Origin of the sequence: Streptomyces sp. NPDC127100 (assembly GCF_042724095.1) — a bacterium.
In the GTDB taxonomy this organism is placed as follows: Bacteria; Actinomycetota; Actinomycetes; order Streptomycetales; family Streptomycetaceae; genus Streptomyces.
In genome coordinates, this window is the sequence record NZ_JBHXFL010000005.1 from 83028 (window position 1) to 106512 (window position 23485).

At 73.2% G+C, this 23485-nt stretch carries 24 protein-coding genes; 16 read left to right on the forward strand and 8 right to left on the reverse strand.

Annotation, left to right across the window (positions count from 1 at the left end; genetic code table 11):
• Window positions 1-59: 59 nt before the first annotated feature.
• The 4 genes from ACFWJB_RS08160 (at window position 60) to ACFWJB_RS08175 (ending at window position 3823) form a co-directional block, all read left to right on the forward strand.
• Window positions 60-1691 (forward strand): MFS transporter, encoded by a 1632-nt coding sequence (locus ACFWJB_RS08160; RefSeq protein WP_386921016.1) that lies wholly within the window; start codon window positions 60-62, stop codon window positions 1689-1691.
• Window positions 1692-1710: 19 nt separating this feature from the next.
• The gene (locus ACFWJB_RS08165; protein ID WP_386921018.1) at window positions 1711-2244 is read left to right on the forward strand and encodes a hypothetical protein; all 534 of its coding nucleotides are present in this window, start codon (window positions 1711-1713) and stop codon (window positions 2242-2244) included.
• A gap of 131 nt (window positions 2245-2375) precedes the next feature.
• Complete coding sequence (locus tag ACFWJB_RS08170) at window positions 2376-2573, forward strand: hypothetical protein (RefSeq protein ID WP_385457304.1); 198 nt, start codon at window positions 2376-2378, stop codon at window positions 2571-2573.
• A gap of 197 nt (window positions 2574-2770) precedes the next feature.
• Window positions 2771-3823, forward strand: a complete 1053-nt coding sequence (locus ACFWJB_RS08175) for a hypothetical protein (RefSeq protein WP_386921020.1) — start codon at window positions 2771-2773, stop codon at window positions 3821-3823.
• A gap of 73 nt (window positions 3824-3896) precedes the next feature.
• Here ACFWJB_RS08175 and ACFWJB_RS08180 read toward each other — a convergent pair whose 3' ends face one another.
• Window positions 3897-5300 carry a DUF2252 domain-containing protein gene (locus tag ACFWJB_RS08180; protein WP_386921022.1) on the reverse strand — a complete coding sequence of 468 codons (1404 nt, stop codon included), beginning with the start codon at window positions 5298-5300 and terminating at the stop codon, window positions 3897-3899.
• 311 nt (window positions 5301-5611) lie between these two features.
• Here ACFWJB_RS08180 and ACFWJB_RS08185 point away from each other — a divergent pair, with 311 nt between their 5' ends.
• The 4 genes from ACFWJB_RS08185 to ACFWJB_RS08200 all read left to right on the forward strand — a co-directional run bounded on the left by ACFWJB_RS08185 (window position 5612) and on the right by ACFWJB_RS08200 (window position 8225).
• Window positions 5612-6079 carry an SHOCT domain-containing protein gene (locus ACFWJB_RS08185; RefSeq protein WP_386921024.1) on the forward strand — a complete coding sequence of 156 codons (468 nt, stop codon included), beginning with the start codon at window positions 5612-5614 and terminating at the stop codon, window positions 6077-6079.
• Window positions 6080-6113: 34 nt separating this feature from the next.
• Window positions 6114-6560: a hypothetical protein gene (locus ACFWJB_RS08190; RefSeq protein ID WP_386921026.1), complete on the forward strand. Its 447-nt coding sequence runs from the start codon at window positions 6114-6116 to the stop codon at window positions 6558-6560.
• A 142-nt stretch (window positions 6561-6702) separates the two neighbouring features.
• Window positions 6703-7932, forward strand: coding sequence for a PP2C family protein-serine/threonine phosphatase (locus ACFWJB_RS08195; RefSeq protein WP_386921209.1), 1230 nt, complete (start codon window positions 6703-6705; stop codon window positions 7930-7932).
• A gap of 29 nt (window positions 7933-7961) precedes the next feature.
• The gene (locus ACFWJB_RS08200; protein ID WP_386921028.1) at window positions 7962-8225 is read left to right on the forward strand and encodes a hypothetical protein; all 264 of its coding nucleotides are present in this window, start codon (window positions 7962-7964) and stop codon (window positions 8223-8225) included.
• 90 nt (window positions 8226-8315) lie between these two features.
• Here ACFWJB_RS08200 and ACFWJB_RS08205 read toward each other — a convergent pair whose 3' ends face one another.
• The 5 genes from ACFWJB_RS08205 to ACFWJB_RS08225 all read right to left on the reverse strand — a co-directional run bounded on the left by ACFWJB_RS08205 (window position 8316) and on the right by ACFWJB_RS08225 (window position 14017).
• A complete protein-coding gene (locus tag ACFWJB_RS08205; protein ID WP_386921030.1) occupies window positions 8316-10382 on the reverse strand; it encodes a SpoIIE family protein phosphatase in 2067 nt (688 codons plus the stop codon).
• 262 nt (window positions 10383-10644) lie between these two features.
• Window positions 10645-11190 carry a GNAT family N-acetyltransferase gene (locus ACFWJB_RS08210; RefSeq protein WP_385457318.1) on the reverse strand — a complete coding sequence of 182 codons (546 nt, stop codon included), beginning with the start codon at window positions 11188-11190 and terminating at the stop codon, window positions 10645-10647.
• 39 nt (window positions 11191-11229) lie between these two features.
• Window positions 11230-11385 carry a hypothetical protein gene (locus ACFWJB_RS08215; protein WP_386921032.1) on the reverse strand — a complete coding sequence of 52 codons (156 nt, stop codon included), beginning with the start codon at window positions 11383-11385 and terminating at the stop codon, window positions 11230-11232.
• 128 nt (window positions 11386-11513) lie between these two features.
• Window positions 11514-12659, reverse strand: a complete 1146-nt coding sequence (locus ACFWJB_RS08220) for a homoserine O-acetyltransferase (RefSeq protein WP_386921211.1) — start codon at window positions 12657-12659, stop codon at window positions 11514-11516.
• Window positions 12656-14017: a bifunctional o-acetylhomoserine/o-acetylserine sulfhydrylase gene (locus ACFWJB_RS08225; RefSeq protein ID WP_386921034.1), complete on the reverse strand. Its 1362-nt coding sequence runs from the start codon at window positions 14015-14017 to the stop codon at window positions 12656-12658. Before ACFWJB_RS08225 ends, ACFWJB_RS08220 begins: the two co-directional genes overlap by 4 nt.
• Window positions 14018-14426: 409 nt before the next feature.
• Between ACFWJB_RS08225 and ACFWJB_RS08230 the strand changes: the two genes are divergently transcribed.
• A complete protein-coding gene (locus ACFWJB_RS08230) occupies window positions 14427-14879 on the forward strand; it encodes a hypothetical protein (RefSeq protein WP_385457324.1) in 453 nt (150 codons plus the stop codon).
• Window positions 14880-14887: 8 nt separating this feature from the next.
• Here the strand turns inward: ACFWJB_RS08230 and ACFWJB_RS08235 are convergent, their stop codons facing one another.
• The gene (locus ACFWJB_RS08235) at window positions 14888-15883 is read right to left on the reverse strand and encodes an ArsR/SmtB family transcription factor (RefSeq protein WP_386921213.1); all 996 of its coding nucleotides are present in this window, start codon (window positions 15881-15883) and stop codon (window positions 14888-14890) included.
• Between the two features lie 67 nt (window positions 15884-15950).
• Between ACFWJB_RS08235 and ACFWJB_RS08240 the strand changes: the two genes are divergently transcribed.
• A complete protein-coding gene (locus tag ACFWJB_RS08240) occupies window positions 15951-17255 on the forward strand; it encodes an MFS transporter (protein ID WP_385457326.1) in 1305 nt (434 codons plus the stop codon).
• On the opposite strand, the gene ACFWJB_RS08245 is transcribed toward ACFWJB_RS08240, so the two are convergent.
• Window positions 17160-18014 (reverse strand): class I SAM-dependent methyltransferase, encoded by an 855-nt coding sequence (locus ACFWJB_RS08245; protein WP_386921037.1) that lies wholly within the window; start codon window positions 18012-18014, stop codon window positions 17160-17162. The two genes, ACFWJB_RS08240 and ACFWJB_RS08245, sit on opposite strands and share 96 nt — an antisense overlap.
• 71 nt (window positions 18015-18085) lie before the next feature.
• Here ACFWJB_RS08245 and ACFWJB_RS08250 point away from each other — a divergent pair, with 71 nt between their 5' ends.
• The 6 genes from ACFWJB_RS08250 to ACFWJB_RS08275 all read left to right on the forward strand — a co-directional run bounded on the left by ACFWJB_RS08250 (window position 18086) and on the right by ACFWJB_RS08275 (window position 23314).
• Window positions 18086-18712, forward strand: coding sequence for a TetR/AcrR family transcriptional regulator (locus ACFWJB_RS08250; RefSeq protein ID WP_385457328.1), 627 nt, complete (start codon window positions 18086-18088; stop codon window positions 18710-18712).
• Between the two features lie 136 nt (window positions 18713-18848).
• Window positions 18849-19790 carry a DUF4129 domain-containing protein gene (locus tag ACFWJB_RS08255; RefSeq protein WP_386921039.1) on the forward strand — a complete coding sequence of 314 codons (942 nt, stop codon included), beginning with the start codon at window positions 18849-18851 and terminating at the stop codon, window positions 19788-19790.
• A complete protein-coding gene (locus tag ACFWJB_RS08260) occupies window positions 19787-20374 on the forward strand; it encodes a hypothetical protein (protein WP_385457332.1) in 588 nt (195 codons plus the stop codon). The genes ACFWJB_RS08255 and ACFWJB_RS08260 overlap by 4 nt, the downstream gene beginning before the upstream one ends.
• Window positions 20371-21369, forward strand: a complete 999-nt coding sequence (locus tag ACFWJB_RS08265; protein WP_385457333.1) for an AAA family ATPase — start codon at window positions 20371-20373, stop codon at window positions 21367-21369. Before ACFWJB_RS08260 ends, ACFWJB_RS08265 begins: the two co-directional genes overlap by 4 nt.
• Window positions 21366-22706 (forward strand): DUF58 domain-containing protein, encoded by a 1341-nt coding sequence (locus ACFWJB_RS08270; RefSeq protein WP_386921041.1) that lies wholly within the window; start codon window positions 21366-21368, stop codon window positions 22704-22706. The genes ACFWJB_RS08265 and ACFWJB_RS08270 overlap by 4 nt, the downstream gene beginning before the upstream one ends.
• Window positions 22703-23314, forward strand: a complete 612-nt coding sequence (locus ACFWJB_RS08275; protein WP_385457337.1) for a hypothetical protein — start codon at window positions 22703-22705, stop codon at window positions 23312-23314. Before ACFWJB_RS08270 ends, ACFWJB_RS08275 begins: the two co-directional genes overlap by 4 nt.
• Window positions 23315-23485: the final 171 nt, after the last annotated feature.

The following is a 23485-nucleotide window of genomic DNA, read 5'->3' on the forward strand; positions in this document are numbered from 1 at the left end:
GGTCCGATGGAAGGACGTACGCCGCGACGCGGGAACGCCGACTCGGCGAGGTGGACGACGTGAAACGCTGGCGGGCCTTGATGGTCCTGGGCACGGCCCAGTTTCTGATGGTCCTGGACACGTCCGTCATGAACGTGTCGATCAGCCGGCTGGTCGAGGACTTCGACACGGAGGTCACCGCCATCCAGGCCGTGATCACCCTGTACGCACTGGTCATGGCCGCCTTCATGCTCATCGGCGGCCGGCTCGGCGACATCGTGGGGCGGCGCCGCATGTTCCTCACGGGGCTGGCCGTCTACGGTGTCGGGTCGGCCGTCACCGCCGTGGCGCCCACGCTGTGGGTCCTCACGCTGGGCTGGTCCGTCGTCGAGGGGCTCGGAGCCGCCATGGTGCTGCCGGCCATGGCGGCGCTGGTCGCGGAGTCCTACCGCGGCCGGGACCGGGCCGTCGCCTACGCGGTCGTCGGCGGGCTCGCCGGAGCCGGGATCGCGGTCGGACCACTGCTCGGCGGCTGGATGACGACGTACCTCACCTGGCGGCTGGTCTTCGCCGGCGAGGTCCTGGTCGTCGTGGCCGTGCTGCTGTGCCGAAGGGTGATCGCGACGCCTGCCCCGGCCGGACCGCGTCCCCGGCTGGACGGCGTCGGCGCGGTGCTGTCCGCCGCCGGGCTGGGACTGGGCGTACTCGGGGTCCTGCAGAGCAGCACCTGGGGCCGGGTGCAGCCCCGCAACCCGCCCTTCACCGTCCTCGGCTTCTCCCCCACCCTGTTCGTCGTGGGCGCCGGGATCGCCGTGCTGGCCGTCCTCCGGTCCTGGGAGCGGCGGCGGGAGAGCCGCGGCGCCGACCCGCTGGTCCACCTGGCCCTGCTGGGCAGGCCGGTGCTGCGGGCCGGTCTGACGACGCTGCTGAGCCAGAACCTGATCCTCCTCGGGCTGTTCTTCGCCATCCCGCTGTACCTCCAGGTGGTGCAGGGCTTCGACGCCTTCCAGACGGGGCTGCGGCTGCTTCCCGTGTCCGCCACCATGCTGGTGACCTCCCTGTGCGGATCCTCGCTGGGGCGGAGGGTGGGACCGCGCCGGGTTGTGCGGCTGGCCCTGGCGATCCTGGTGGCCGCCGTCGTGTGGCTGCTGGCCACCATCGACCCGGTCATCGACGACGCGCAGTTCGCGGGAGCGATGGCCGTGCTCGGCGTGGGCGTCGGCCTCCTCGCGTCGCAGCTCGGCAACATCGTCCAGTCCGGCGTGGCCGAGGACGAGCGCAGCGAGGCCGGCGGGCTCCAGTTCACGGCCCAGAACCTGGGCTCGGCGCTGGGCACCGCGCTCATCGGCTCGATTCTGGTCGGCGCGCTGGCCCACGCCTTCACCGGCCAGGTCGCCGACGACCCGCGGCTGTCCCCGGCGGCCCGCGAGCAGGTCGGGATCCGCCTGGAGGCCGGCGTCACCTTCGTCTCCACCGACCAGGTGCGCACCGCGGCCGAGCAGGCCGGACTGCCACCTCCCGAGGTGGACGCCGTCACCGACTCCTACGCCTCCGCCCAGCTGGACGGGCTGAAGGCGGCGATCCTGGCCACGGGCGGCGTCGCGCTGGTCACCTTCCTGGTCACCTCGCACCTGCCGGCCGCCCGGGCGGGCCGTCCGGACGAGCCCGTGCCCGACGCCGATCCCGCCGGGACGACCGGATCGACGCGCTGAGCGGGGAAGGGGAACGCGGATGTCCGGAGCCGAGAGCGGAGCCGGAGGCGCCGCCGGCCGGCGGGAGCGGCGGACCGAGCGGCGGGCGCACGCCGACTACACCGGCGGCGTCTACGGCTCCATGCTCGCGGCCTCCGTCGTGGTCGGCGCGGGCGCCCTGGGATCGTTCCCCCGTGCCGAGCTGGTGCTGCTGCTGTTGCTCACCGGCCTGGTGTTCTGGCTGGCCCACGTCCACGCCGAGCTGTTCGGCGCGCGGCTCGCCAGGAACCCACCGGACCGTCGGGAGATCCTGCACGTGTGCCGGGACGAGTGGCCGATCGTCAAGGCGGCCGTACCGCCGGCCGCGGCCGTGGCCGTGAGTCCCTTGCTGGGGCTGGACGTCCAGGGTGCCCTGTGGCTGGCGCTGTCCGTCGCCGTCGCCGGCCAGGTGGGCTGGTCCGTCGCCGCGGCCCACCGCGCGGGTGCCTCGGGGCGGCTGATGGCCACCACCGCGTCGGTCAACGTACTGCTCGGCCTGCTGATCGTCGTCTTCAAGATCGCGGTGACGCACTGAGGCCGCGCCGGCGAGTCACCTGTACAGGGTGAGGACGCGGAGGGCCGCGAAACGGATGATCGGAGGTGGAGAGCGCCGTCCGCGCCCGAGCGCGGAGGAGTTCCGAGCCCGTCCGGTGGGAGGGACCGCACGTGCGCTACGAGATCCGAGTCGAGGGACACCTGTCGGAGACGCTGGCCAACGCGTTCCCGGAACTGGAACACGTGGTGATGTCCGGCCAGACCGTTCTGTTCGGCAGGGTCGTGGACGAGGCGCAGCTGTACGGTCTGCTCGCGCGTTGCCAGTCGCTGGGGCTGCGTGTCGTCGAGATGCGGCAGCTCCCGGAGTGAGAACGCGTGTCGGAGCCGGTGATCAGTGACGTCCCGTATCCGGTGCGTCGTAGTGCGGTGCCGCCGCACGTCCCGGCGAGCGCTTGATCCCGTCCGCTCCGAACGGCTGGGCATCGTCCCGGCTTGACTCTGACGCCGCTGGAGACACGACGATCGCGCTGTAGGCAACACACGGATCGTCATCGGAGGCGCAGGACATGCGAGGCAGAGGCATTCATTACGACACCGGCACCTTTCCCAACGGCGACACCTCCCGCCCCGTCTTCGACGCCGACGTCGTCGCGCGGGACGTACGGGTCATCGCCGATGATCTGCACTGCACCGCGATCCGCATCACGGGCGGTGACCCGGAGCGGATCGAGACCACCGCACGGCATGCGGCGGCCGCCGGGCTGGAGGTGTGGTTCTCGCCGTTCCCGTGCGAGATGACCGACGAACAGATGCTTCCGTACTTCGCCGACTGCGCCGAGCGAGCCGAGCGCCTACGCCGTGACGGCGCCGACGTCGTCCTTGTCACCGGCTGCGAACTGAGCCTGTTCGCCCGCGGATACCTGCCCGGCGACACCTTCGACGAGCGCATCCCGGTCCTGGCCGGCCCCGACCGCGAGGCCGCGCTCCGGCCCCTCCCCGAGAAGGTCAACGCCTTCCTCGGCGAGGCCGTCCGCACCGTCCGCCCCCTCTTCGGCGGACCGGTCAGTTACGCCTCGTGCCCCCTGGACGGCGTGGACTGGAGCCTGTTCGACATCGTCGGCCTGGACGCCTTCCGGGGCCTGCGCAACGCCGCCACCTACCGCGACGACCTGCGTAAGGAGTTCGTCCACGGCAAGCCGGTCGCCATCATGGAGGTCGGCTGCTGCACCTTCCACGGGGCGGGTGACTACGGCGGCTCGGGCTGGTACGTGGCCATGGAACCGGACGGTGTCACCCCCAAGCCGGACCTGGTGCGCGACGAGAGCGAGCAGGTCCGCTGTCTCGACGAGCTCATGCCCGTGTTCGAGGACGAAGGCGTCGACTCCGTCTTCTGGTTCAGCTTCGCCGGCTTCGGCACCCCCCACCGCCTGTCCGGACCGGATCCCGACCTCGCCTCCTACGGCATCGTCAAGATCCTCGACGAGCACAGCGACTACCCGGCGGACGCGCGCAGGTACCCCGACATGCCCTGGGAACCGAAGGAGGCGTTCCACGCCCTGGCGAACCACTACCAGGCCCTCGGGCAACAGAGGGCTGCCCAGCACCCGGGTATCCGGTAGGGCCGCCGAGGACCCGGTTTCCCCTGCCCGACGCGACAAGTGGTTCTCCGACACCTCCGCAGCGACCCCGCCCTCAGCGACGTTCCGCCTTGATCCGGCCCGAGCGGCAGGCGGCGTTCAGGGCTTCGTGGTCCCGCTCGTTCTGGTCGGCGTACGACTGGGCGAACTCGGCGAGCGCGCGGTCGAAACGGTCGCTGCCGCCCAGGTAGGCGGCGAGCGCGAGGGGATCGCCGGAACGGGCGTGGGCCCGCGCCAGGCAGGCCCCGCACAGGCGGCCGAAGAGCGAGAGCAGGTCGGGACCCATGGTCTCCGGCCGCGCGATGCCCTTCCAGTCCCAGAGCTGGCGCACGTAGAAGTCCCGGCCCTGCCCGTCCAGGCCCGTGACGTGGGTCCAGCCGAGGAAGATGTCGCTGGTGGTCTGGATCAGGCGCTGCCCCGACACGACGCGGCGGCCCTGGTTGTCGTAGCGCTCACCGCCGGTGTGGGCGGCCAGTACCGACTCCGAGGCCTCCTTGGCCTGGAGCAGCAGGGGGTCGTCGTCGTCCCTGCCGAGCAGGAGGAGCACCCAGCAGCGGGTGCCGACGCTGCCGACGCCCACCACCTTGCGGGCCATGTCCACCAGCCGGTAGTGGCGCAGCAGGTGCCGGCGTTCGGCGGGCAGCGTCCGCGCGTAACCCTCGACGAGGGACCGCAGCTCCTTCTCCCGGCCGGCCTCGGACGGGTCGGCCAGCAGGTCTTCGAGCGGGGTGATCAGCGGTGGGTCCGGTGTGATGCGCCGGCCCTCCGCCGTGAGGCGGGTGAGCTTGGCGAACGCCCTCATGTGGGTCCGGGTGCGGGCCTTCGCGGCAGCGTCGCGGAGGCGGCCTCCCGCCCCCGTCCCCGTCGCCAGCAGCTCTCGCACGTGGTCGGCGTCGTCCTGGGCGTACCAGATGTCCAGGGTGGGCATGCGGGCGAACTCGCGCATGCGCCGCCGGTAGGCCCCCACGCAGGCCCGCACGGTGCCGTTCTGCTCCTTGGCCGAGAACCCGTTCTCGCGCGCCGCGATCACGAACCCCGCGGCCAGACGCTTGACGTCCCACTCGAACGGTCCGGGCAGGGTCTCGTCGAAGTCGTTGATGTCGAAGACCAGGCGGCGCTCCGGCGAGGCCAGGAGCCGGAAGTTCAGCGGATGGGCGTCCCCGCACAGCTGCACCTGGAGTCCGCTGCCGGGCAGCGGCGCCAGGTCCGCCGCCATGATCCCCGCTGCGCCGCGGTAGAAGCGGAACGGCGATTCCAGCATCCGGCCGTAGCGGATCGGCACCAGTTCCGGTACGCGCTCGGCGGACTGGCTCTCCACGAGCCCGACCGGATCGGGGCGTCGCTGTCCGGGCTCGTACCAGCCGTGGCACGACCGCGAGGCCCGCTTGCGGGCCTGCCTGCCGTAGGCGGCTCGCTCGGCCGGTGTCAGGGAGGCGGTGAAGGCGCCGGCTGCGGTCATGGTGTGCCTCCGGTTCCGCGGGACCGGCGTCGCCACCGCCCGTGCCCGTGCGGTTCGTCCCGCGTCTCTTCGTGTCGTCGGCACCGGTCCGGCCGACGGCCCGGGTCTTCAGCCCACCGCCCCGAGGGCTCGGACGGATCACCCCTGAGGGGTGATCCCGGTGCCGCCGCGGGACCGTCCCGGGTGAAGGGACGCCGTGCACGGCCGCCATACTCACCCGCGCCGGGTGATGTGACCCGGCGCGCCTCGTGACCACTCTGGAAGCGGTACGGAACGACTCTGCCGGGCCCCGCCCGGAACGGAGGACGGACATGAGCGCACAGACCTACCTGGCGTACGACTATCCGCTGCTGGGCGCCTTCTGGACCCTGCTGCTGTTCTTCCTGTGGATCATGTGGTTCATCCTGCTCTTCCGCATCATCACCGACATCTTCCGCGACGACGGGCTGAGCGGCTGGGCGAAGACCGGCTGGCTGGTGTTCTGCATCGTCCTGCCCTTCCTGGGCGTCTTCGTCTACGTCGTCGCCCGCGGCAGGAACATGGGCCGCCGGGAGGCGGCACAGGCCCGCGCGCAGCAGGAGGAGTTCAACTCCTACATCAGGAAGACCGCGGCCGGCGGCCGCTCCAGCAGCGTCGACGAACTCACCCGGCTCTCCGAGATCCGGGACCGGGGGGTCATCACGGACGAGGAGTTCCGCCGGGCGAAGGAACTGGTGCTGACCGGTCACGGTCCGTCGGACCACCCGGGAACCACCGGCACCGGCGCCTCCGCCCGCTGAGGCAACCGCACACCACGAATCGAGGCCGAAGAAGATGACCGCAACACACACCCGTCCCGCACACACCGCCAGGCAGGACTGGGCGACCGGTCTGACCGCCTTCGCCGCCGTGATGCTCTTCCTCGTCGGACTGCTCGACGTCTTCCGGGGCATCATGGGGATCGCCGAGGACGACGTCTTCGTCACCACGCCCAACTACGTCTTCGCGTTCGACCTCACCGGCTGGGGCTGGGTGCACCTCGCGCTGGGCGCGCTCGCCATGGCCGTCGCCGTCGGACTGCTCAAGACGGCCTTGTGGGCCCGGGTCCTCGGCGTCGCCATCGCCGGACTGGTGATCATCGCCAACTTCCTCTCCCTGCCGTACTCCCCGGTGTGGTCCGTCGTCATGATCACCATCTCCGGCTTCGTCATCTGGGCCCTGTGCGTGGTGCAGCGCGGCAGCAACCTCTACGACACCTCCGGTGACCGCGGGACGCGCTAGCCGTGAGGCGGGAACAGGGACCGACCGGTGCGGTCACGAGGTGACGGTCCGGGACCGGAAGGAGCAGTGTCCCGGCCCGCACGTCGCGTTCGCGCCTACCGTGAACAGCACACGAGACGGTCGGCAGCAGGCGGGCAGCACGATGGACGGACAGCAGGTCGACTACGCGGCGGTGTTCCACGCCCTTCCCGGCATGGTCGCACTCCTCGACCGCGACCTCGTCTACGTCGACGTCAACGAGGACTTCACCCGGCTCACCGGCCGCCCCCGCGAGACGCTGATCGGCCGCCACATCTTCGACGTCTTCCCCGAGAACCCGGACGAGCGGGCCGCCACCGGTATGCGTGAGACCCGGGCGTCCCTCCTGCGCGTGATGGCCACCGGCGATCGCGACACCATGGCCGTGCTCCGCTACGACATCGAGGACTCCGACCGTCCGGGCCACTGGCGGGAACACTTCTGGAGCCCCGTCAACGCGCCCGTGACGGGCCCCGACGGCCGTGTGGCACTGATCGTGCACCGGGTGGAGGACGTCACCCAGCTCATCCGCGCCCGGGGCGGCGCGGGGGACGGCGACCGTGCGCGTGTCCTGGAGTCCGAGCTGTACACCCGCTCCCGCGAGCTGCACGCGGCCAACGAGAGCCTGCGCGAGTCGCAGGCCAGGGACCAGCAGGTGGCCCTCGCCCTCCAGGAGGCGATGCTCCCCTCCCCCAGGCCCGTCGGACACCACCGGGCGGCCGTGCGGTACCGGCCCGCGGTCGGCGGGCTCCGGGTGTGCGGCGACTGGTACGAACTGGTCGACCTGCCCGGGGACCGCATCGCGGTGGCCGTCGGGGACGTCGTCGGCCACGGCCTGGGCGCGGCCTGCGTCATGGGTCAACTGCGCAGTGCGCTCAGCGCGGCGGCCCTCGTCGCCGGCGGCCCGGCACAGGTCCTGGAGGTCCTCGGGCTGTACGCCCGCTCGGTCGAGGGCGCGGAGTCGACCACCGTGGCGACCACCTTCGTCGACTGGCAGGACCACACCGTCACCTACAGCAGCGCCGGGCATCCCCCTCCGGCGCTGCTCGCCCCCGACGGCACGACGACCTTCCTCGACGAGGCCACCGACCCGCCGCTCGGCGCCCGCCCCGAGCACGTCCCCCGCCCTCAGTCCACCCTCCCCTTCGCCGAGGGGGCCACCCTGGTCCTGTACACCGACGGCCTGATCGAGCGCCGGGGCGAGGACATCGACGTCGGCCTGGCCCGCCTCGCCGACTGCCTCGCCCGCCACCGCCGGGCCGACCCCGAACCCCTGGCCGACGCCCTCCTGGCCGATCTGCTGGGCGACGACGGCAACACCGACGACACGGCCATCGTCGTCGTACGCCTGTGAGCGGCCCGCCGCGTGAACGGAGAGACACCATGACTCGGACCAGCACGGACAAGGCGCACACGCCGTTCTTCTCCCGCCCCGGCGTCCGCCGCCTCATACCGTTCGCCCTGATCACCGCGATCGCTCTGATCTTCATCCTCGAGAACCGTGCCAGTGTCGAGATCCGCCTTCTCGTGCCGATGGTGACCATGCCGCTGTGGGGCGCGCTCCTGATCGCCTGGGGCCTCGGCATGCTCGCCTGCCTCTTCACCGTGCGCCGGCGGTCCAGCCGGCACTCACGCCGGATGGGGTGACGCGGCGGTGCCGGCCGGCACGCCGGTACGCGTCGACCGGCTCCAGTGGAACGGCCCCGGCACGGTGGCCTCCGGCGGCCGCGGGACTCGTCACTGCCGACCGGGCCGTCCGATGCGTGCCAGGAGGACGGCGATGTCGTCCTGGGCGGGCGCGGGGGCGAAGTGGCCGAGCAGGGTGTCGCCCATGCGGTCCAGTGGGTGGTCGCCGCCGCTGAGCAGACCGGTGAGGTCGCGCAGGCGCTGGTCGAGGTCACCGCCTCTGGTCTCGATCAGACCGTCAGTGAAGAGTACGAGGACGCTGCCCGGGGGCAGCACGACGTCGGTGGTGACGTAGGGGATGTCGCCGATCCCGAGTGGGGCCCCGGGAGGCAGGCCGAGCAGGCGTGCGGTGCCGTCCGGGGTGATGAGGACGGGCGGCGGGTGCCCGGCGCACGCGAGCCGGCAGTGTCCGGTCGTGGCGTCGCAGACCGCGTACAGGCAGGTGGCCAGCATCGCGTCGTCGATCTCCTGCACGGTGCGCTCGAGGTGGCTGAGCACCTGGTCGGGCGGCAGGCCGAGGTGGGCCAGGCTGCGCACGGCGGTGCGGATCTGCCCCATGGCCGCGGCCGCGGTGATGCCGTGGCCCATGACGTCGCCGATGACCAGAGCGGCCGTACCGGGACCCAGCGGGACGACGTCGTACCAGTCGCCGCCGACCTCGTTGACGTCCGAGGCGGGCTGGTAGCAGTGGGCGATCTCCATGCCCTGCGGCGGGTTCAGGTGCCTGGGCAGCATGCTCCGCTGCAGGATCAGGGCGGTGTCGTGCTCGCGGTGGTAGAGCCGGGCGTTGTCGATGCTGAGCGCGGCACGGGCGGCGAGCTCCCCCGCGAGCGTGAGGTCGGCGGTGCCGAAGGCGGGGCTGCCGGCGCCGCGCAGCAGGGTGGCGACGCCCAGGACGAAGCCCCGGGCGATGAGCGGGACCATCATCATCGAGTGCACGCCCAGCCGGTGGAGCCGCCCCGGGGTGGCGGTGTGCCGGGCGGCCCGGGCCAGCGTCGCGGCGTCGAAGTGTTCCAGCAGGTAGGGGCGGCGGTCGATGAGCGACTGGGCGTAGGGCGCACCGATGGGGAAGTGGAGAGTGGCGCCGACCGGGGCGAGGGCGTCCGCGGCCGTCGACGCGCGGGCCGGAGCCTTGCCGAGCCGGCGCATGACCGCGCCGGACACCAGGCCCGTCAAGGGGTCGGCGGCCTCGATGACCTCGGCGAGGACGTCGACGGCGGCGATGTCGGCCAGGCGTGGCACGGCGACGTCGGCGAGTTCCTGCCCGGTGCGCGCCACGTCCAGTGTGGTGCCGACCCGCAGGGAGGCGTCGTTCAGCAGTTCCAGCCGGGCGCGTCCCCCGGAGGTGGCCGCGTCGTCCTCCTGGTGCGCGGTGACGTCGATGATCGAAGCGCTGACCCCGAGCGGACGGCCACGGGGGTCGTCCAGGCGGAAGTAGGAGCAGGCCCAGACCCGGTCCAGGTCGGGGGTGGCCGGGGTGCGGCCGACGCGGCGGAAGTTCACCACCGGTTCGCCCGTGTCCAGTACCCGGCGCATCGCCGTCTCCATCTGCTCGGCGTTGACCCCGGGCAGGACGTCGACGAGCCGGCGGCCGAGATGACCGGCGGCCGCCACACCGTTCATGGCCTCCAGGGCGGGGTTGACCTGCTCGAATCGCAGCTCGGTGTCGAACACGGCCAGTCCGACGGGCGAGCGGGCGAACAGGCCGTCCAGCAACGCGCCGGCTCCGCGTGCGCGCCGTGCGGCCCGGGCGTCGGCGGCGAGGCAGATCATGCCTCGGCCGTCGCTCACGGCTTCCGCGGCGGGACACGTCCACACCTCGAGATTCACCACGGAACCGTTCCTGTGCCGCACCGGGAAGGAACCGGCCACACTTCGCCCGGAGGCGATCGCCTCGCTCAGCGCCTGCGCGGCCTCCCGGTCCTCCGGCAGGAGGAGTTCCGTGACGTAACGGCCGACGACCTCGTCGGGCCGGTAGCCGAGCAGCGTCTGCGCCGCCATCGCCCACTGCACCGTGCGGCCGTCGCCGTCGCAGACGACGAGCGCGACCGGCAGCACGTCCCACCAGGCCGCCTGCTCGACCGCAGTCGGCTGTTTCCGCGCCCAGGATTCCGGCATGCCGTCTCTTGATGACCAGGGCAATGACCACGGCATTGCGCCACGTGGTTCAGCTGCGGAGCCGCCACGGCCGCCCGATCGGGGCCGGCCGTCCTGGCCCGTCCGTCGGGGAGACCGAAGACGTCGCTCCCTTCCTCCTGTGTAACCCACGTACCGTGAACCCGCATCCCGGCGCTCCTGGCCCCGGGACGCCTCCGGGTCAGGGGCGTGCCCCCGCCCCGTCGTCCCGCATGCCCGGACGTCCGCCGCTCAGCGGACTGGTTCAGGGCGCGGTCTCTCCGTGGGTTCCCGCGGCCGGACCGCAGGTCTTCTCCAGGAGGGTGAACGACTTCGGCGCGCCACCCGGCTGCGGCTTGCCGGCCTTGTGGCCGACGACGCGGTAACCGGCGTTCAGGTAGTAGGCGTTCAGCCGCGCGTTGCCGGCCAGGCAGTCGAGACGCACGAACTCCCGCCCCGCTTCGGCGACGCGGCGTTCCGCGGCGCGCAGCAGCGAACGCCCCGTCCCCGGCCGGGCGTTCGCGCGGTCCACCATCAGGCGATGCACGTAACCGGCCACCGGCGGCCGTGGTCCCCAGGCGTCGTCGTCCCGCCACCACAGCTCCCACGCTCCGGCCACCCGCCCGCCGGTCTCGGCGAGCCAGACCTCTCCGCTCGCCATGATCCTGCGGAAGTGGTCCTGGCCCAGCTCACCGGGCTGCCACTGGCCGGTGATGCCCTCGGCGAGCATCCAGCGGGCCGCCTGGTCCCGCAGGCGGACCAGGGTGGTCAGGTCGTCGTCCTCGGCGAGGCGAAAGCTCAGGTCGTCCACTCCGCGATCATCGCACGGGGCCCGCGGGCTTCTCCGTGGTCAGGAACCCTCGGCTCCCGTCACGGAGGCGGAGCCCTCGACGGACGCCTCGCACATCGTGCCCGGCTGGTTCACCCTCGATCCTGACGTGGCCGCCGACGACCAGGGCTCACCGCTCGTCGCGCCGGCCGCCGCCGAGGCGCTGGGACAGGTCACGGACACCTTCTCCGCCGCGCTGGGCGGTCGCACCGGGACACCCGCCCCGGCGGAGTCGCTCCGAGGGGCGACGGGTGCCGGCAGCGCCGGCCCGCCGGGGACGCGGCGGGCCGGCCGGTCCGGCGGGCTCAGGGCAGGAGTTCCGCCACCAGCGCCGCGACCTGCGCCACCTCGATCAGGAAGCCGTCGTGGCCGCAGGGGGACTCGACGACCCGGAGGCCGTCGGCCGTGCCGATGCCGGCCGCCAGCTCCGCCTGCTGCGACAGGGGGTAGAGCCGGTCGGTGTCGACCCCGGCCACCAGGGTCCTGGCGGTCACCCGGCCCAGCGCGGCCCGCACACCGCCACGGCCGCGGCCGATGTCGTGGCTGTTCATCGCCTCGTTCAGCACGACGTAGCTGCCCGCGTCGAAGCGGCGTACCAACTTGGCGGCGTGATGGTCGAGGTAGGACCCGACCCGGTACCGTCCGCCCGACCACGGGTCCTCCTCGGCCTGGGCCGAACGGCCGAAGCGGTCCTGGAGTTCCGGCTCGCTGCGATAGGTGACGTGGGCGAGCCGCCGGGCGAGACCGAGTCCGGCGTGCGGCCCGTGCGGATGGGCGTGGTAGTGCCCTCCGCGCCAGTGCGGGTCGGAGCGGACGGCACGCAGCTGGATGTCGGCCCAGGCGATCTGCTCGGCGCTCGCGGCGGCCGTCGTGGCGAGCAGCAGCAGCGCGTCGGTCCGTTCGGGATGCGCGACGGCCCACTCCAGCGCGCGCATGCCGCCCATCGAGCCGCCCACCACCAGGGCCCAGCGCTCGATGCCCAGCGCGTCCGACAGGCCGGCCTCGGCGGCGACCTGGTCCCGCTGGGTCAGGAACGGGAAGTCACCGCCCCAGTGACGTCCGCCGGGACGCGGTGAGGCCGGGCCCGTGCTGCCCTGGCAGCCGCCGAGGACATTGGGGGCCACGACGAACCAGCGGTCCGTGTCGAGGGCCCGCCCGGGTCCGACGAGCCCGTCCCACCAGCCGGGAGTCGGATGTCCGGGTCCGGCGGGACCGGACACGTGGCTGTCACCGGTGAGGGCGTGCAGCACCAGCACGGCGTTGGACCGGTCCGGAGCGAGCCGCCCCCAGGTCTCGAAGGCCAGCCGCAGGAAGGGGAGCCGGCCGCCTGCCTCCAGGCCGAGCGGCGCCTCGCGCTCGTACCACTGGCGACGCCCGGGCGGGTCCCCCTCCCGCCAGGCCCCGGAGGCCGGCGGGAAGGGGACCTGTGCAGGCGTCAGTACGGTGTTCAGGACGCGCCCTTCGCCGCCCGGAACCCGGCCTCCAGGTCGGCCTTCAGATCGGCGAGGTTCTCGATGCCGACGGAGAGCCGCACCAGGCCGGGCGAGGCACCGGTGGCCGCCAGCTGCTCCTCGTCCAGCTGGCTGTGGGTGGTGGACGCCGGATGGATGATGAGGCTGCGGACGTCACCGATGTTGGCCAGGTGGCTGAACAGTTCGACGGCGTCCACGAAGCGCTTGCCGGCCTCGACGCCGTCCCGCAGTTCGAAGGCCAGGACGGCGCCCCCGCCGCGGGGCAGGTAGCGCCGGCCGGCTTCGTACCAGCGGTTGGACGGCAGCCCCGGGTAGTGGACGGCGGCGACCTCGTCGCGCTGCTCCAGCCACTCCGCGAGGGCCTGGGCGTTCGCGGAGTGCCGCCCGATGCGCAGGCTGAGTGTCTCCACGCCCTGGAGCAGCAGGAACGCGGAGTGCGGGGAGATGGCGGGGCCGAGGTCGCGCAGCAACTGGACCCTCAGTTTGACGGCGAAGGCACCGGGGCCCAGCGCGGGCCAGTACCGCAGGCCGTGGTAGCTGGGGTCGGGCTCGGTGAAGTCGGGGAACCGGTCTGAGCGGGCGCCGAAGTCGAAGGTCCCGCCGTCGACGACGACACCCCCGATCGTGGTCCCGTGCCCGCCGAGGAACTTGGTGGCCGAGTGGACGACGATGTCGGCGCCGTGCTCGATGGGCCGCAGCAGGTACGGGGTGGGCACGGTGTTGTCCACGATCAGCGGGACACCGGCTTCGTGCGCGACGTCGGCCACGGCCCGGACGTCGAGCACGTTGCCGCGCGGGTTGCCCAGCGACTCGGCGAACAGCGCCTTGGTGCCCGGCCGGATCGCCGCCCGCCAGGCCTCGACGTCGTCCGGGTCGTCGACGAAGGACACCTCGATGCCGAACCTGGGGAGCGTGTGGCGGAACAGGTTGTACGTGCCCCCGTACAGGGAGGCGCTGGAGACGATGTGGTCGCCCGAGCCGGCCAGCGTGAGGAGCGCCAGGGTCTGCGCCGCCTGCCCGGACGCCAGCGCCACCGCCGCGACTCCGCCTTCCAGGGCGGCGACGCGCTGCTCGAAGACGTCCTGGGTGGGGTTGTGGATGCGGGTGTAGATGTTGCCCGGCTCGGCGAGTGAGAACAGGTCGGCGGCGTGCCGCGTGTCCCGGAACACGAACGACGACGTCTGGTAGATCGGCGTCGCCCGGGCGCCGGTCGCCGGGTCCGGTGCGGCGCCCGCGTGGATCTGCTTGGTCTCGAAGGACCAGGCCGAGGTGTCGGGCCCGGTGGACTCCTCGTCCGGTGTGTGACCGGCGGTGACGGAGTCGATCGGCTGGCTCATGTGGCTGCTCCCTAGTACGGAGGGCGGAGTGCGTGACGCGCGGGTGCGCGCCGCGGCGGGACGTCGCTGCGCGCCGACGGCGCGGGGGAAGAACCGCGGGACCGAACGTCGTGCCCGGACGAGGGCAGCGGTCGGCGCGGCGGGGAGGAGGGACGGGCAGCGGCCCGGGCGAGGCGTCAGCCCTGAGCGGTACAGCCCGTGGTGGTGACACGCACGTAGTCGACGTGGCGGCGGGTCACGAGCACGGTCATGACGTCAGAGAAGCACACCGCCGCGCCGTGGCACCAGTACGGCGGGCGACGACGCGGATCCTGACACACGCCCGCAACACAACTGCCGTGGACGTGGTCGGGCTTGCCGCATCGGCCGGCCCGCGGCGCGGGCGATCACGGTCGGTATCCTTCCTGGCATGTCGACCCCCATACCGCCCGCTCACGGCACGTCCTCCGGCGACCCGGCCCCCACCGCACCGGCACGCCGGTCGCGTCCGGCCCCGGCCGTCGCCCTCGTCGCGGGACTCGTGCTGGGCGCGGGCGGGATCGGCGCCGCCTGGGCCCTGAGCGGCGACGGCGACTCCCCCGGCCACGACGCGGCCCGCGACGCCCGGCACGCCTGCGACGCGCTGCGCGGCTTCGACGAGTCCGACTACGGGGCCAAGGGCGCCGAGGGCGACGTCGCCCTGAACCGTCTCGCCGCCGCCGTCGTGCTGTCCGACGCGGCAGCCGCGGGTGACGCCGAGTACAAGCCGCTGGCCGAGGCCATGCACCGGGTGCAGAACCAGCACTACCGCTTCGCCGACTTCACCGAGCCCGAAGTGCGCAAGGACCTCGAGGCCGCCCGGTCGGAGTGCGCCGGTCTCTGACCGCCGGGTCAGCCGGTCCCCGGGGCGTCGTCCGCGGCGGCTCCCGAGGCCTTCACGAGCACCTCCCCGGCCGCCGTCCGCACGTACAGCACCGACCGCCCGGACCGCCGTCGTTCCACCAGTCCCGCGTCCAGCAGCACGCGCAGGTGTCCGCCCACCGACCCCAGGCCCTTCCCGGTGACGGCGACCAGCTGCGTCGTGCTCATGGGAGTTCGCAGCAGCACCAGCAGTCCCGCCCGCGCCGTGCCGACGAGTGCCCCGAGTGCCGCCGGCACCGGGCGCCGGTCGTGGTCGTCGGCGAGCACCCCGAGACACGGGTAGACGACGGCGTAGCGTTCCTGCCCCTCCCACGACACCCAACTGGTCCTCGGTGTCACCGGCATGAACAGCAGATCGGCCCCGGCGGAGATCCGCCGCGGCGGATAGGCGTCGGGGTTGACCTGGAGACGGCTCTCCCCGATCCACCGCGCTCCCGGTTTGAGCGAGTCCAGTACGGCGGCCCAGCCGCCCTGGCTCACCTGCGCCGTCCGGGCGACCGTGTCGGCCTCCAGGACGCGCCGCCGGCGCTCCCAGTACGGTCGTACGGTCTCCTCCCAGACGTACGCCAGGAGCGCGGTCGCCCGCTCGGGCAGGTCGTCCCGCTCCAGAGCGTCGGGGAGCCTGCCTCCGAGGGACACCCGGAGGTCGGCGCGGGCCTTGGCGGCCCCGGTCTCCCGCACCCGGGTCACGGTCTCCTCGAAGCTCTCCCCGACGCACGAGGTGGGACAGAAGAAGTCGGCGATCCAGGAGGTGCCGAGTGCTGCCCGCACGAGCGGGGCGGTCACCGGGTCGGCCGCGAGGCGCGCGCGGTAGCCGGGCAGGTGTGCGCGCAGCCATGCCTCCTCGCCCGGATGGGCACCGGTCCCCGTGTGCAGCAGCTTCAGGCTCGCGAACGTCTCGGCGAACGGAGAGAGTACGAACCGGCTGCGGGCGAGGGTGTCGGTGCCGATCTGCCAGAGGCCCATGCGCACGACCTTTCGGGTGTCGGCGAAACAGTACCCGTGCTCCCCGGCCGGTCCGAGACTTCGGCTCATGCGCAGTTACCGGTCCCTGTTACGCACCCCGGAGTTCACTCCGTTCCTGCTCTCCTTCGCGGCCTTCGCCGTGGCCCAGACGATCGGCGGTCTGGCCCTCGGCACGTTGGTGTTCCGGGCCACCGGCTCCCCGTTCCTGTCGGCGGTGAGCATGTTCGGCCCGCAGCTCGCGCAGTTGCTGGGCGGCGCGTTCCTGCTCTCGGGCGCCGACCGCCTGCCCCCGCGGGCGGTCCTGTCCGGGCTCGGTCTCGCCTTCGCGGCCGGTACGGCGGTGCTGGCGCTGCCGGGCCTGCCCGTCCGGGCGGTCTTCGCCGTCGTCCTGCTGCAGGGCCTGGTGGCGTCGCTGGGCGGTGGGGTGCGCGGGGGACTGATGACCGAGATCCTGACCAAGGACGGTTATGTCCTCGGACGTTCGGTGTACAACATGCTCTGGGGTCTGACGCAGATGGCGGGTTTCGCGACGGGCGGCGCGCTGCTGGTGCTCCTGTCGCCCCGTCTCTGCCTGCTCCTCGCGGCGGCGGTGTACGCGGTGTCGGCGCTCGTCACGCGCCTGGGTCTCACCGCCCGGCCGCCGCGCTCCTCGGGCCGTCCGTCGGTCTCGGCGACCTGGCGCACCCACTCCGTGCTGTGGTCCTCGCGTTCCCGTCGTCTGACGTATCTCGGTCTGTGGGTCCCCAACGGGCTGATCGTCGGTGGTGATTCGCTGTACGTCTCCTACGCCCCGGGAGCCGCCGGCACGCTGTACGCGCTCGGGGCACTCGGTATGTTCGCGGGTGACCTGGCGGTGGGTCGCCTGGTGCCGGCCACGGTGCGCTCCCGTCTCGCCACGCCGCTGCGCCTGCTGCTGGCCGTTCCCTACCTGTTCTTCGTCCTGCGGCCGGGGGTGGCGCTGTCGGCCGTGGCGGTCACGGTCGCCTCCGTCGGCTTCGCCGCGAGCCTGGTGCTGCAGGAACGCCTGATGTCGCTCACCCCCGACCACCTCGCGGGCCAGGCTCTCGGCCTGCACGCCACCGGCATGGCCGCCCTGCAGGGCGTCGGGACCGTCCTCGCGGGCGCGTTGGCCCAACTGACCTCACCGGCCGCGGCGATGACGCTGATGGCGGCCGGGTCCGTCACCGTGACTCTCGCCCTCGCGGCGTGTGCGCCCCGCCACCGGTCGCCTCGTCGTCCGTCGGCTCCCCCTGCCGATCACGCCGGGGACCCCGCGTCACTCGCTCGAGGAGGCACGCTTCCGTGTCGCCGTGACGATCCAGACCGCCCCGGGGATGCGGACACCGTCCGCCGTCTCGAACTCGGTGAGTGATTCCCGTACTTCGGCCCGGAGACGGGTGACGGTCGCCGGGTCGACGTCGCGCAGGTTGTGGCGCGTCGGGCCCATGGAGAAGACGAAGTCGGCGGCGTCGCCGGCGTCGGCACCGAAGGTCATGGGCGCTGCGCAGGGCGCCACCTCGATGTCGGTGAACCCACTGGCGGCGAGGACCTGGCGGATGCGGGTGGGTTGCAGGAGTGACCCCATGCCCCGGGAAGCGGGGGACGCCTCGCGCAGGAACGGTGACAGGGCGGCGGTCGCCCGGGCGTAGGCGCTGTCGGGGCCGGCGGGCTGCGGGCCGAGGAACGCAAGGCGGCCGGCGGGCACGAGCGCCTTCCGCAGATGGGTGAAGGCCGCGACGTGGTCGGCGAAGAACATGACACCGCCGCGGCTGACGAGGACGTCGAACCCGCGGTCGGGAAACGGGTGCACCTGTGCGTCGCCCTGCTCGAAGGCGACATTGACGAGGCCTTCCGCCGCCGCGTCACGGCGGGCGCGTTCCAGCATCGGCGCGGACAGGTCGATTCCCACGACGTTCCCGTCGTACGCCCGGCGTGCTGCCTGGCGCGTCGTCTGGCCGGTACCGCAGCCGACGTCGAGGACCGAGTCCCGTGCCTCGATGCCCGCGGCGGCGAACAGGGGTGCGTTGAACGCGCCCATCATCCCGTCGTAGCGCTCGGGCTGGTCCGCCCAGAGGACGCCCTCCCAGTCGTTCCATGCCTGTGCCTGCTGACGGTTGGCGATCGGATGCACGGTTGTCCTCCCATGAATGGCGACCACTAGAGTCCACCTCTAGAGTTCGACTCTAGATATAAGCTCCAGACATGCGTGAGGGCAAGGGAAAGCAGGGCGGCAGAGCCCTGGAGACACGGCGCCGGATCATCGAGGCGGCCGGTGTGCTCTTCGTCGAGCAGGGCTACGGGACGACGAAGCTGCAGGAGATCGCCGACCGGGCGGGGGTGGCGGTGCAGACCATCTACTTCGTCTTCCGCAACAAGCCCTCGCTGCTCAAGGAACTCGTCGACGTCGCGATCGCGGGCGACGACGAGCCCGTCCCGACGATGGAACGGCCCTGGTTCACGGAGATCACGACCGCGCCCACGGCCGGGGCCGCGCTGGCCGCACTGATCACGGGTACCCGCGGGACGCTCGAACGCGTCGCGGCCGTCAACGAGATGGTCAGGGCCGCGGCAGCGACCAACCCGGAGATCCGGGATCTGTGGCCGGAGCGGACGGACCCGCGCTTCACGGTGATCTCCACGGCCGCGAAGGCCCTGGCCGGGAAGCCGGGCGCCCGCGCCGACCTGCCCGTCGAGGAAGCGGCGGACATCCTGTACGCCGTCCTCAGCCCGGAGCTCTTCCTGGTCCTCACTCGCGACCGCGCGTGGCCGCCGGCCCAGTGGGAGCGATGGGCGTACGACACTCTCAGTGCCCAACTACTGGGCGACTGAAGGGTTCCGACCGGTCGGCTTCGATAGGCGGCGGCCGTGGTCACCCGGTACCGGTGAAGGCCTCGGTCCGGGCGCCCGTCGCGTGCGACGATACGGTGAACCGACGTTCGGGGGAACGGTTCGGCGGGGGGACGGCATGAAGCAGGGTGAGCGGGAGGAGCACCGGACGGCACCCGGGGCAGTGGTCGCCGTCGGGGCCGTCGGGGTGCTGGCCGTCGCCGCGCTCGTACTGCGGCCCGCCGAAGGGCTGCTGCACGCGGGCAAGGGGCCGCTGGGCCACTGGGGCATCGTCGCGATCGGGCTGTCCGTCGCCTGGGCGGTGGGGGCCATGCACGCCGCCCAGCGTCTGCGGCCGCGGATCGGCGCCGACCGCGTCGGGTTGCCACCGGGCGAGGAACGGCTGCGGCAGGCCGCCGTGCCACTGCTGCTCGCCGGGCCCGGTGTCGTCGGCGTCCTGGCCCTGGTGCTGCACGCGTTCACCCGCGACAGCACACCGCCCCCGTCGATGGACCTCCCGCCGCCCTCCCCGACGCCGCCGCCCTCCATGCCGCCGGCCCGCAACAGGTCCACGCCCGGCGAGGATTCGGGGCACGCCATGTCCCTGCCGCTGTACCTCCTGCTCGGTCTGCTGGCCGTGCTCGTCGTCCTGATCGTCGCGGTGGCCGTCGTGCGGCGCCTGCGACGGATCGGGCTGACGGTGCCACCGCGCCCCGACCTCCCGGACACGCGAGTGGAGGACGACGACGCGAGGCTGCTGCTGTCCGCCGTGCGGTCGGGCCGGCGTGCCCTGGCCGACGCCGGTGACGCCCGAGCGGCCGTCATCGCCTGCTACGCCGCGATGGAGGACGCCCTCGTCGCGTCCGGCGTGCGGCGGCACGCGTCCGACAGTCCGGCCGACCTGCTCACCCGCGCCGCCGCCGCGGGTCTCGCCCCGGGTCCGGCCGCGCCGCGTCTGACCGCACTGTTCCGCGAGGCCCGCTACTCCTCACACCCGATGGGTGCCCCGCACCGCGAGGCCGCGGCCGAGGCCCTGGAGGAGATCGCCTCGCTGCTCCAGGACCGGGAGACCGCGCGGTGAACCGGGCCGCTGACCGGTTCGTCGAGCCGGAACCGCTCCCGCTGCGCCGACTCGGGCTGCTCGGCGGGGCGGTCGCCGGCTCCGGTGTCCTGCTCGTCCTGCTCCTCGACGGACCCGTGGCGGCCGGTGCCGTCGTGGCCGTGCTCGTCGTCGCGGCGCTGGTGGCCGCCCGGTACGTCGCCGGGGCGGCCGCCTTCGACAACGGACGGCGCGAAGAGGTACGGCTGCTGCGTACCCGGGCGCCGGGTATGGGCGAGTGGCGACGGAACATCCGGACCGCCACCGGCCCCGACGGGGCCCTCTACTACCGCGCGGTGCTCCGGCCCGAACTGCGCCGCCTGTACGCCGCCGTGCTCGCCGAGCACCACCATGTGTCGCTCGACCAGCAGCCGGAGCGCGCCGCCGAGCTGATCGGGCCCGGACTGTGGCCGTGGCTGGGGCCGGAACCGCCCCGGACCGGGCCCGACGGCGACGTTCCCGTCGACGTGCTGCGCGACCTCGTCGACCGGCTCGAAGCACTCGGCACACCCGCACCGCGAACTCCGAGTCCCCGTACCCGTACCCGTAAGGAAGAAGCGACGTGACGAGTCCCTCCGTGCCCGAGCCCCGCACCGCCGAGCAGGTCGGCCGGCAGGCCGATGCCGTACTGCGCGAGGTCGGCCGTGCCGTCGTGGGCAAGTCGGACGCCCTCGAACTCGTGATGCTGGCCGTGCTGGCCGGCGGGCACGTCCTGGTCGAGGACCTGCCGGGGCTGGGCAAGACGCTCCTCGCACGGTCCTTCGCCACCACGCTCGGCCTGGACTTCCGCCGGATCCAGTTCACGCCCGACCTGCTGCCGTCGGACGTCACCGGGGCGCCGCTGTACGACCAGCGCACCGGCGAGATGGTGTTCCACCCCGGGCCCGTCTTCACGCACCTCCTGCTCGCCGACGAGATCAACCGGACGCCGCCCAAGACGCAGGCCGCGCTGCTCGAGGCGATGGCCGAGTCGCAGGTGACCGTGGACGGCGAGACCCGGCCGCTCGCCGAACCGTTCCTGGTGATCGCGACCGCCAACCCGGTGGAGTACGAGGGCACTTACTCCCTCCCCGAAGCCCAGCTGGACCGGTTCCAGCTGCGCGTGCGGATGGGGTACCTGGACGCCCGCGAGGAGCTGGCGATGCTGCGGGCGCGGATCGACAGGGCCGCGCCCGAGGCCGTGCTCGACACGCTCGCCGGGCCGGCCGACGTCCTGGCGTGGCGGGCCGTCGTGGAGCGCGTGGAGATCGACGACGACCTGCTGGAGTACGCCGTCGCGCTGGTCGGCGCGACCCGCGGCCATCCCCAGATCAGCATCGGCGCCTCGCCCCGCGGCGGACTCGCCCTGGTCCAGCTCGCGCGTGCCCGGGCCGTGCTGGACGGCCGGGACTACGTCGTCCCGGAGGACCTCAAGAGCCTCGCGGTGCCCGCGCTGGCCCACCGGGTGTCGCTGCGGCCGGAGTTGTGGGTGCGCGAGGTGTCCACGGACGACGTCCTGCGTGAGATCGTCGACAGCGTCGAAACGCCGTCCACGCGGCGCACGGCCGCCGTCCCGTCGTGACCGCGTCCGCGTCGCGGCCGAGTGCCGCGGTGGTCCGTGCCCTGGAGGGTCGTACGTCGCCGACGCAGCCGCCGCCCCCGCCGCCCGGCGGGCCGCGTCCGGGCGAGCGGACGTTGCGTCTGCTGACCGTCGCCGTCGTCGCGCTGTCCGCCGCCCTGCTCACCGGCCGGGCGTGGCTGTTCGCTCCGGCGGCGGCGGCGCTGGTGCTGCTCGCGCTCTCACTGCCCCGCGCCTACGCGCGTCGCATCGAGACGTCGACGACCGTCGAGCCGAGGCGCTGCTTCGAGGGCGACACCGTCACCGTCCGCATCTCGGTGGCCCACGACGGCAGTGCCGTCCGTCTCGACCCCGGTGTCACACTCGGCCCGGGCCTGCGTCTGGACGAGGTCGTCGTCGGTTCTTCGACGGTGACGTTGCGTCACACCGCGTTGCGCTGGGGGCGCTGGTCGCTCGGTCCGGTGGACCTCGACGTGTACGACGCCGGGGGCACCGTGCGCCGCACCGTGCGGGTCGAGGCGGCCGAGGTGTCCGTGTTCCCGCAGGCCGCGCAGGCCCGGTTCACGCCGATACCGGCGCGGCTGCCGCAGCGGCTCGGTGAGCACGCCTCGCTGGAGGCCGGAGAGGGCGTCGAGGTCGTCGGGGTGGGACCGTGGGTGCCCGGGGAGCGGCAGCGGCGCATCCACTGGCCGTCGACGACCCGCCGCGGGGCCGTGCAGCTGCACCGGTTCGCGGCCGAGCGGGCCGCCGACGCGGTGATGCTGCTCGACGCGTTCGGCGACGTCGTGGACCCGGTGACCGGGGTGTCGTCCCTGGACGAGACGGTGCGCGCCGCGGCCGGACTGGCCCGGGCCTATCTGCGCACCCACGACCGGGTGGGGGTCGTCTCGACCGGGGGCACCACGCGATGGCTGACACCGGGGACCGGGGACGCGGCGTTCTACCGCATCGTCGAGAGCGTCCTCGACGTCCGCAAGGACCGCCGTTTCGACGGGCCCGGGCTCGAGCGGGTGCCGCCGCCGGCGCTGCCGGAGGGAGCGCTGGTGTACGTGTTCACCCCGTTGAGCGACGCGCGGGTGCTGAAGGTGCTGCGGGATCTCCAGGGGCGGGGGCGCCGTCCGGTCGTCGTCGAGATACCGAGCGGGGATCCGCAGGTCGAACCCGGTGATGTCGCGGGTGAGTTGGGGCTGCGGTTGTGGCATGCGGACCGGGACGCGATGCGGTTCGCGCTGCGGGACAGCGGGGTGCCGGTGCTCCGGCACGTCGTGGGCGAGCCGTTGGACCTGGCGCTGGCGCCGTTGCTGGCGGGTCGGATCGAGAGCCGGGGGCGAGGTCGATGACGGTGCGCGGTACGCGGGTGGGCCTCCGCGAGTACGTCGAGTACTGGGCCGGGACGGTGCCGGTGCGGGTGCTCGGTGTGGCGGCCGTCGTGCTGGCATGGCGGCCGTGGGTGACGGTGACCGGTGTGCGGGGGGCGGTGCTGTTCGGGTGCGCTGTCGTCTGCGCGGCGTGGGCGGCGCCCGCGGTGGACCGGCGGCCGTCGCTGGAGTCGGCGCGCTGGTCTCACGTCGCGTCGCGGCACCGTACGACGGTGCTGGCGGGGGGTGTCGTGGTGATCGCGGCGTTCGGGGACCCCGCGTGGTGGGAGAGGGCCGGGGTGGTGACGCTGCTGGTCGCCTACCTGGTGGCGAGCGAGACGTGGCCGTGGCGGCGGGGACGCGGGACTGTGCGGGTGTGGGCGGAAGCGGTCGGTGCCTGTGCGGGGGCCGGGCTGGTGCTGGCTGCCGCGGCTGCTCCGGTGACCGGGACGGGGTCCGGGCTGGGTCGGGTGGTCGCGGCCGGGCTGGTCGCCGGGTTGGCGGTGGCCGGTGGCGCGGTGATGGGCGCCCGGCGGTGGGGCGGCAGGGGGACGGAGGCCGGGGCACAGGGCCCGGACCTGACCCGGTAGCGGTGATCCCCGCCCACGGCTCGCGCCTTCGCACCCGGCGACGAGCAAGCCGTGCCCCGGGCCCGGGGCACGCCCGTCCGGAGACACATCATCACGCTGGGTGAGTTCGTGTGGCGTCCGAAGGAGGCGGGAGGGATGCTCGGCCGGGGGCCCTGTTCGCTGCGGTGAAAG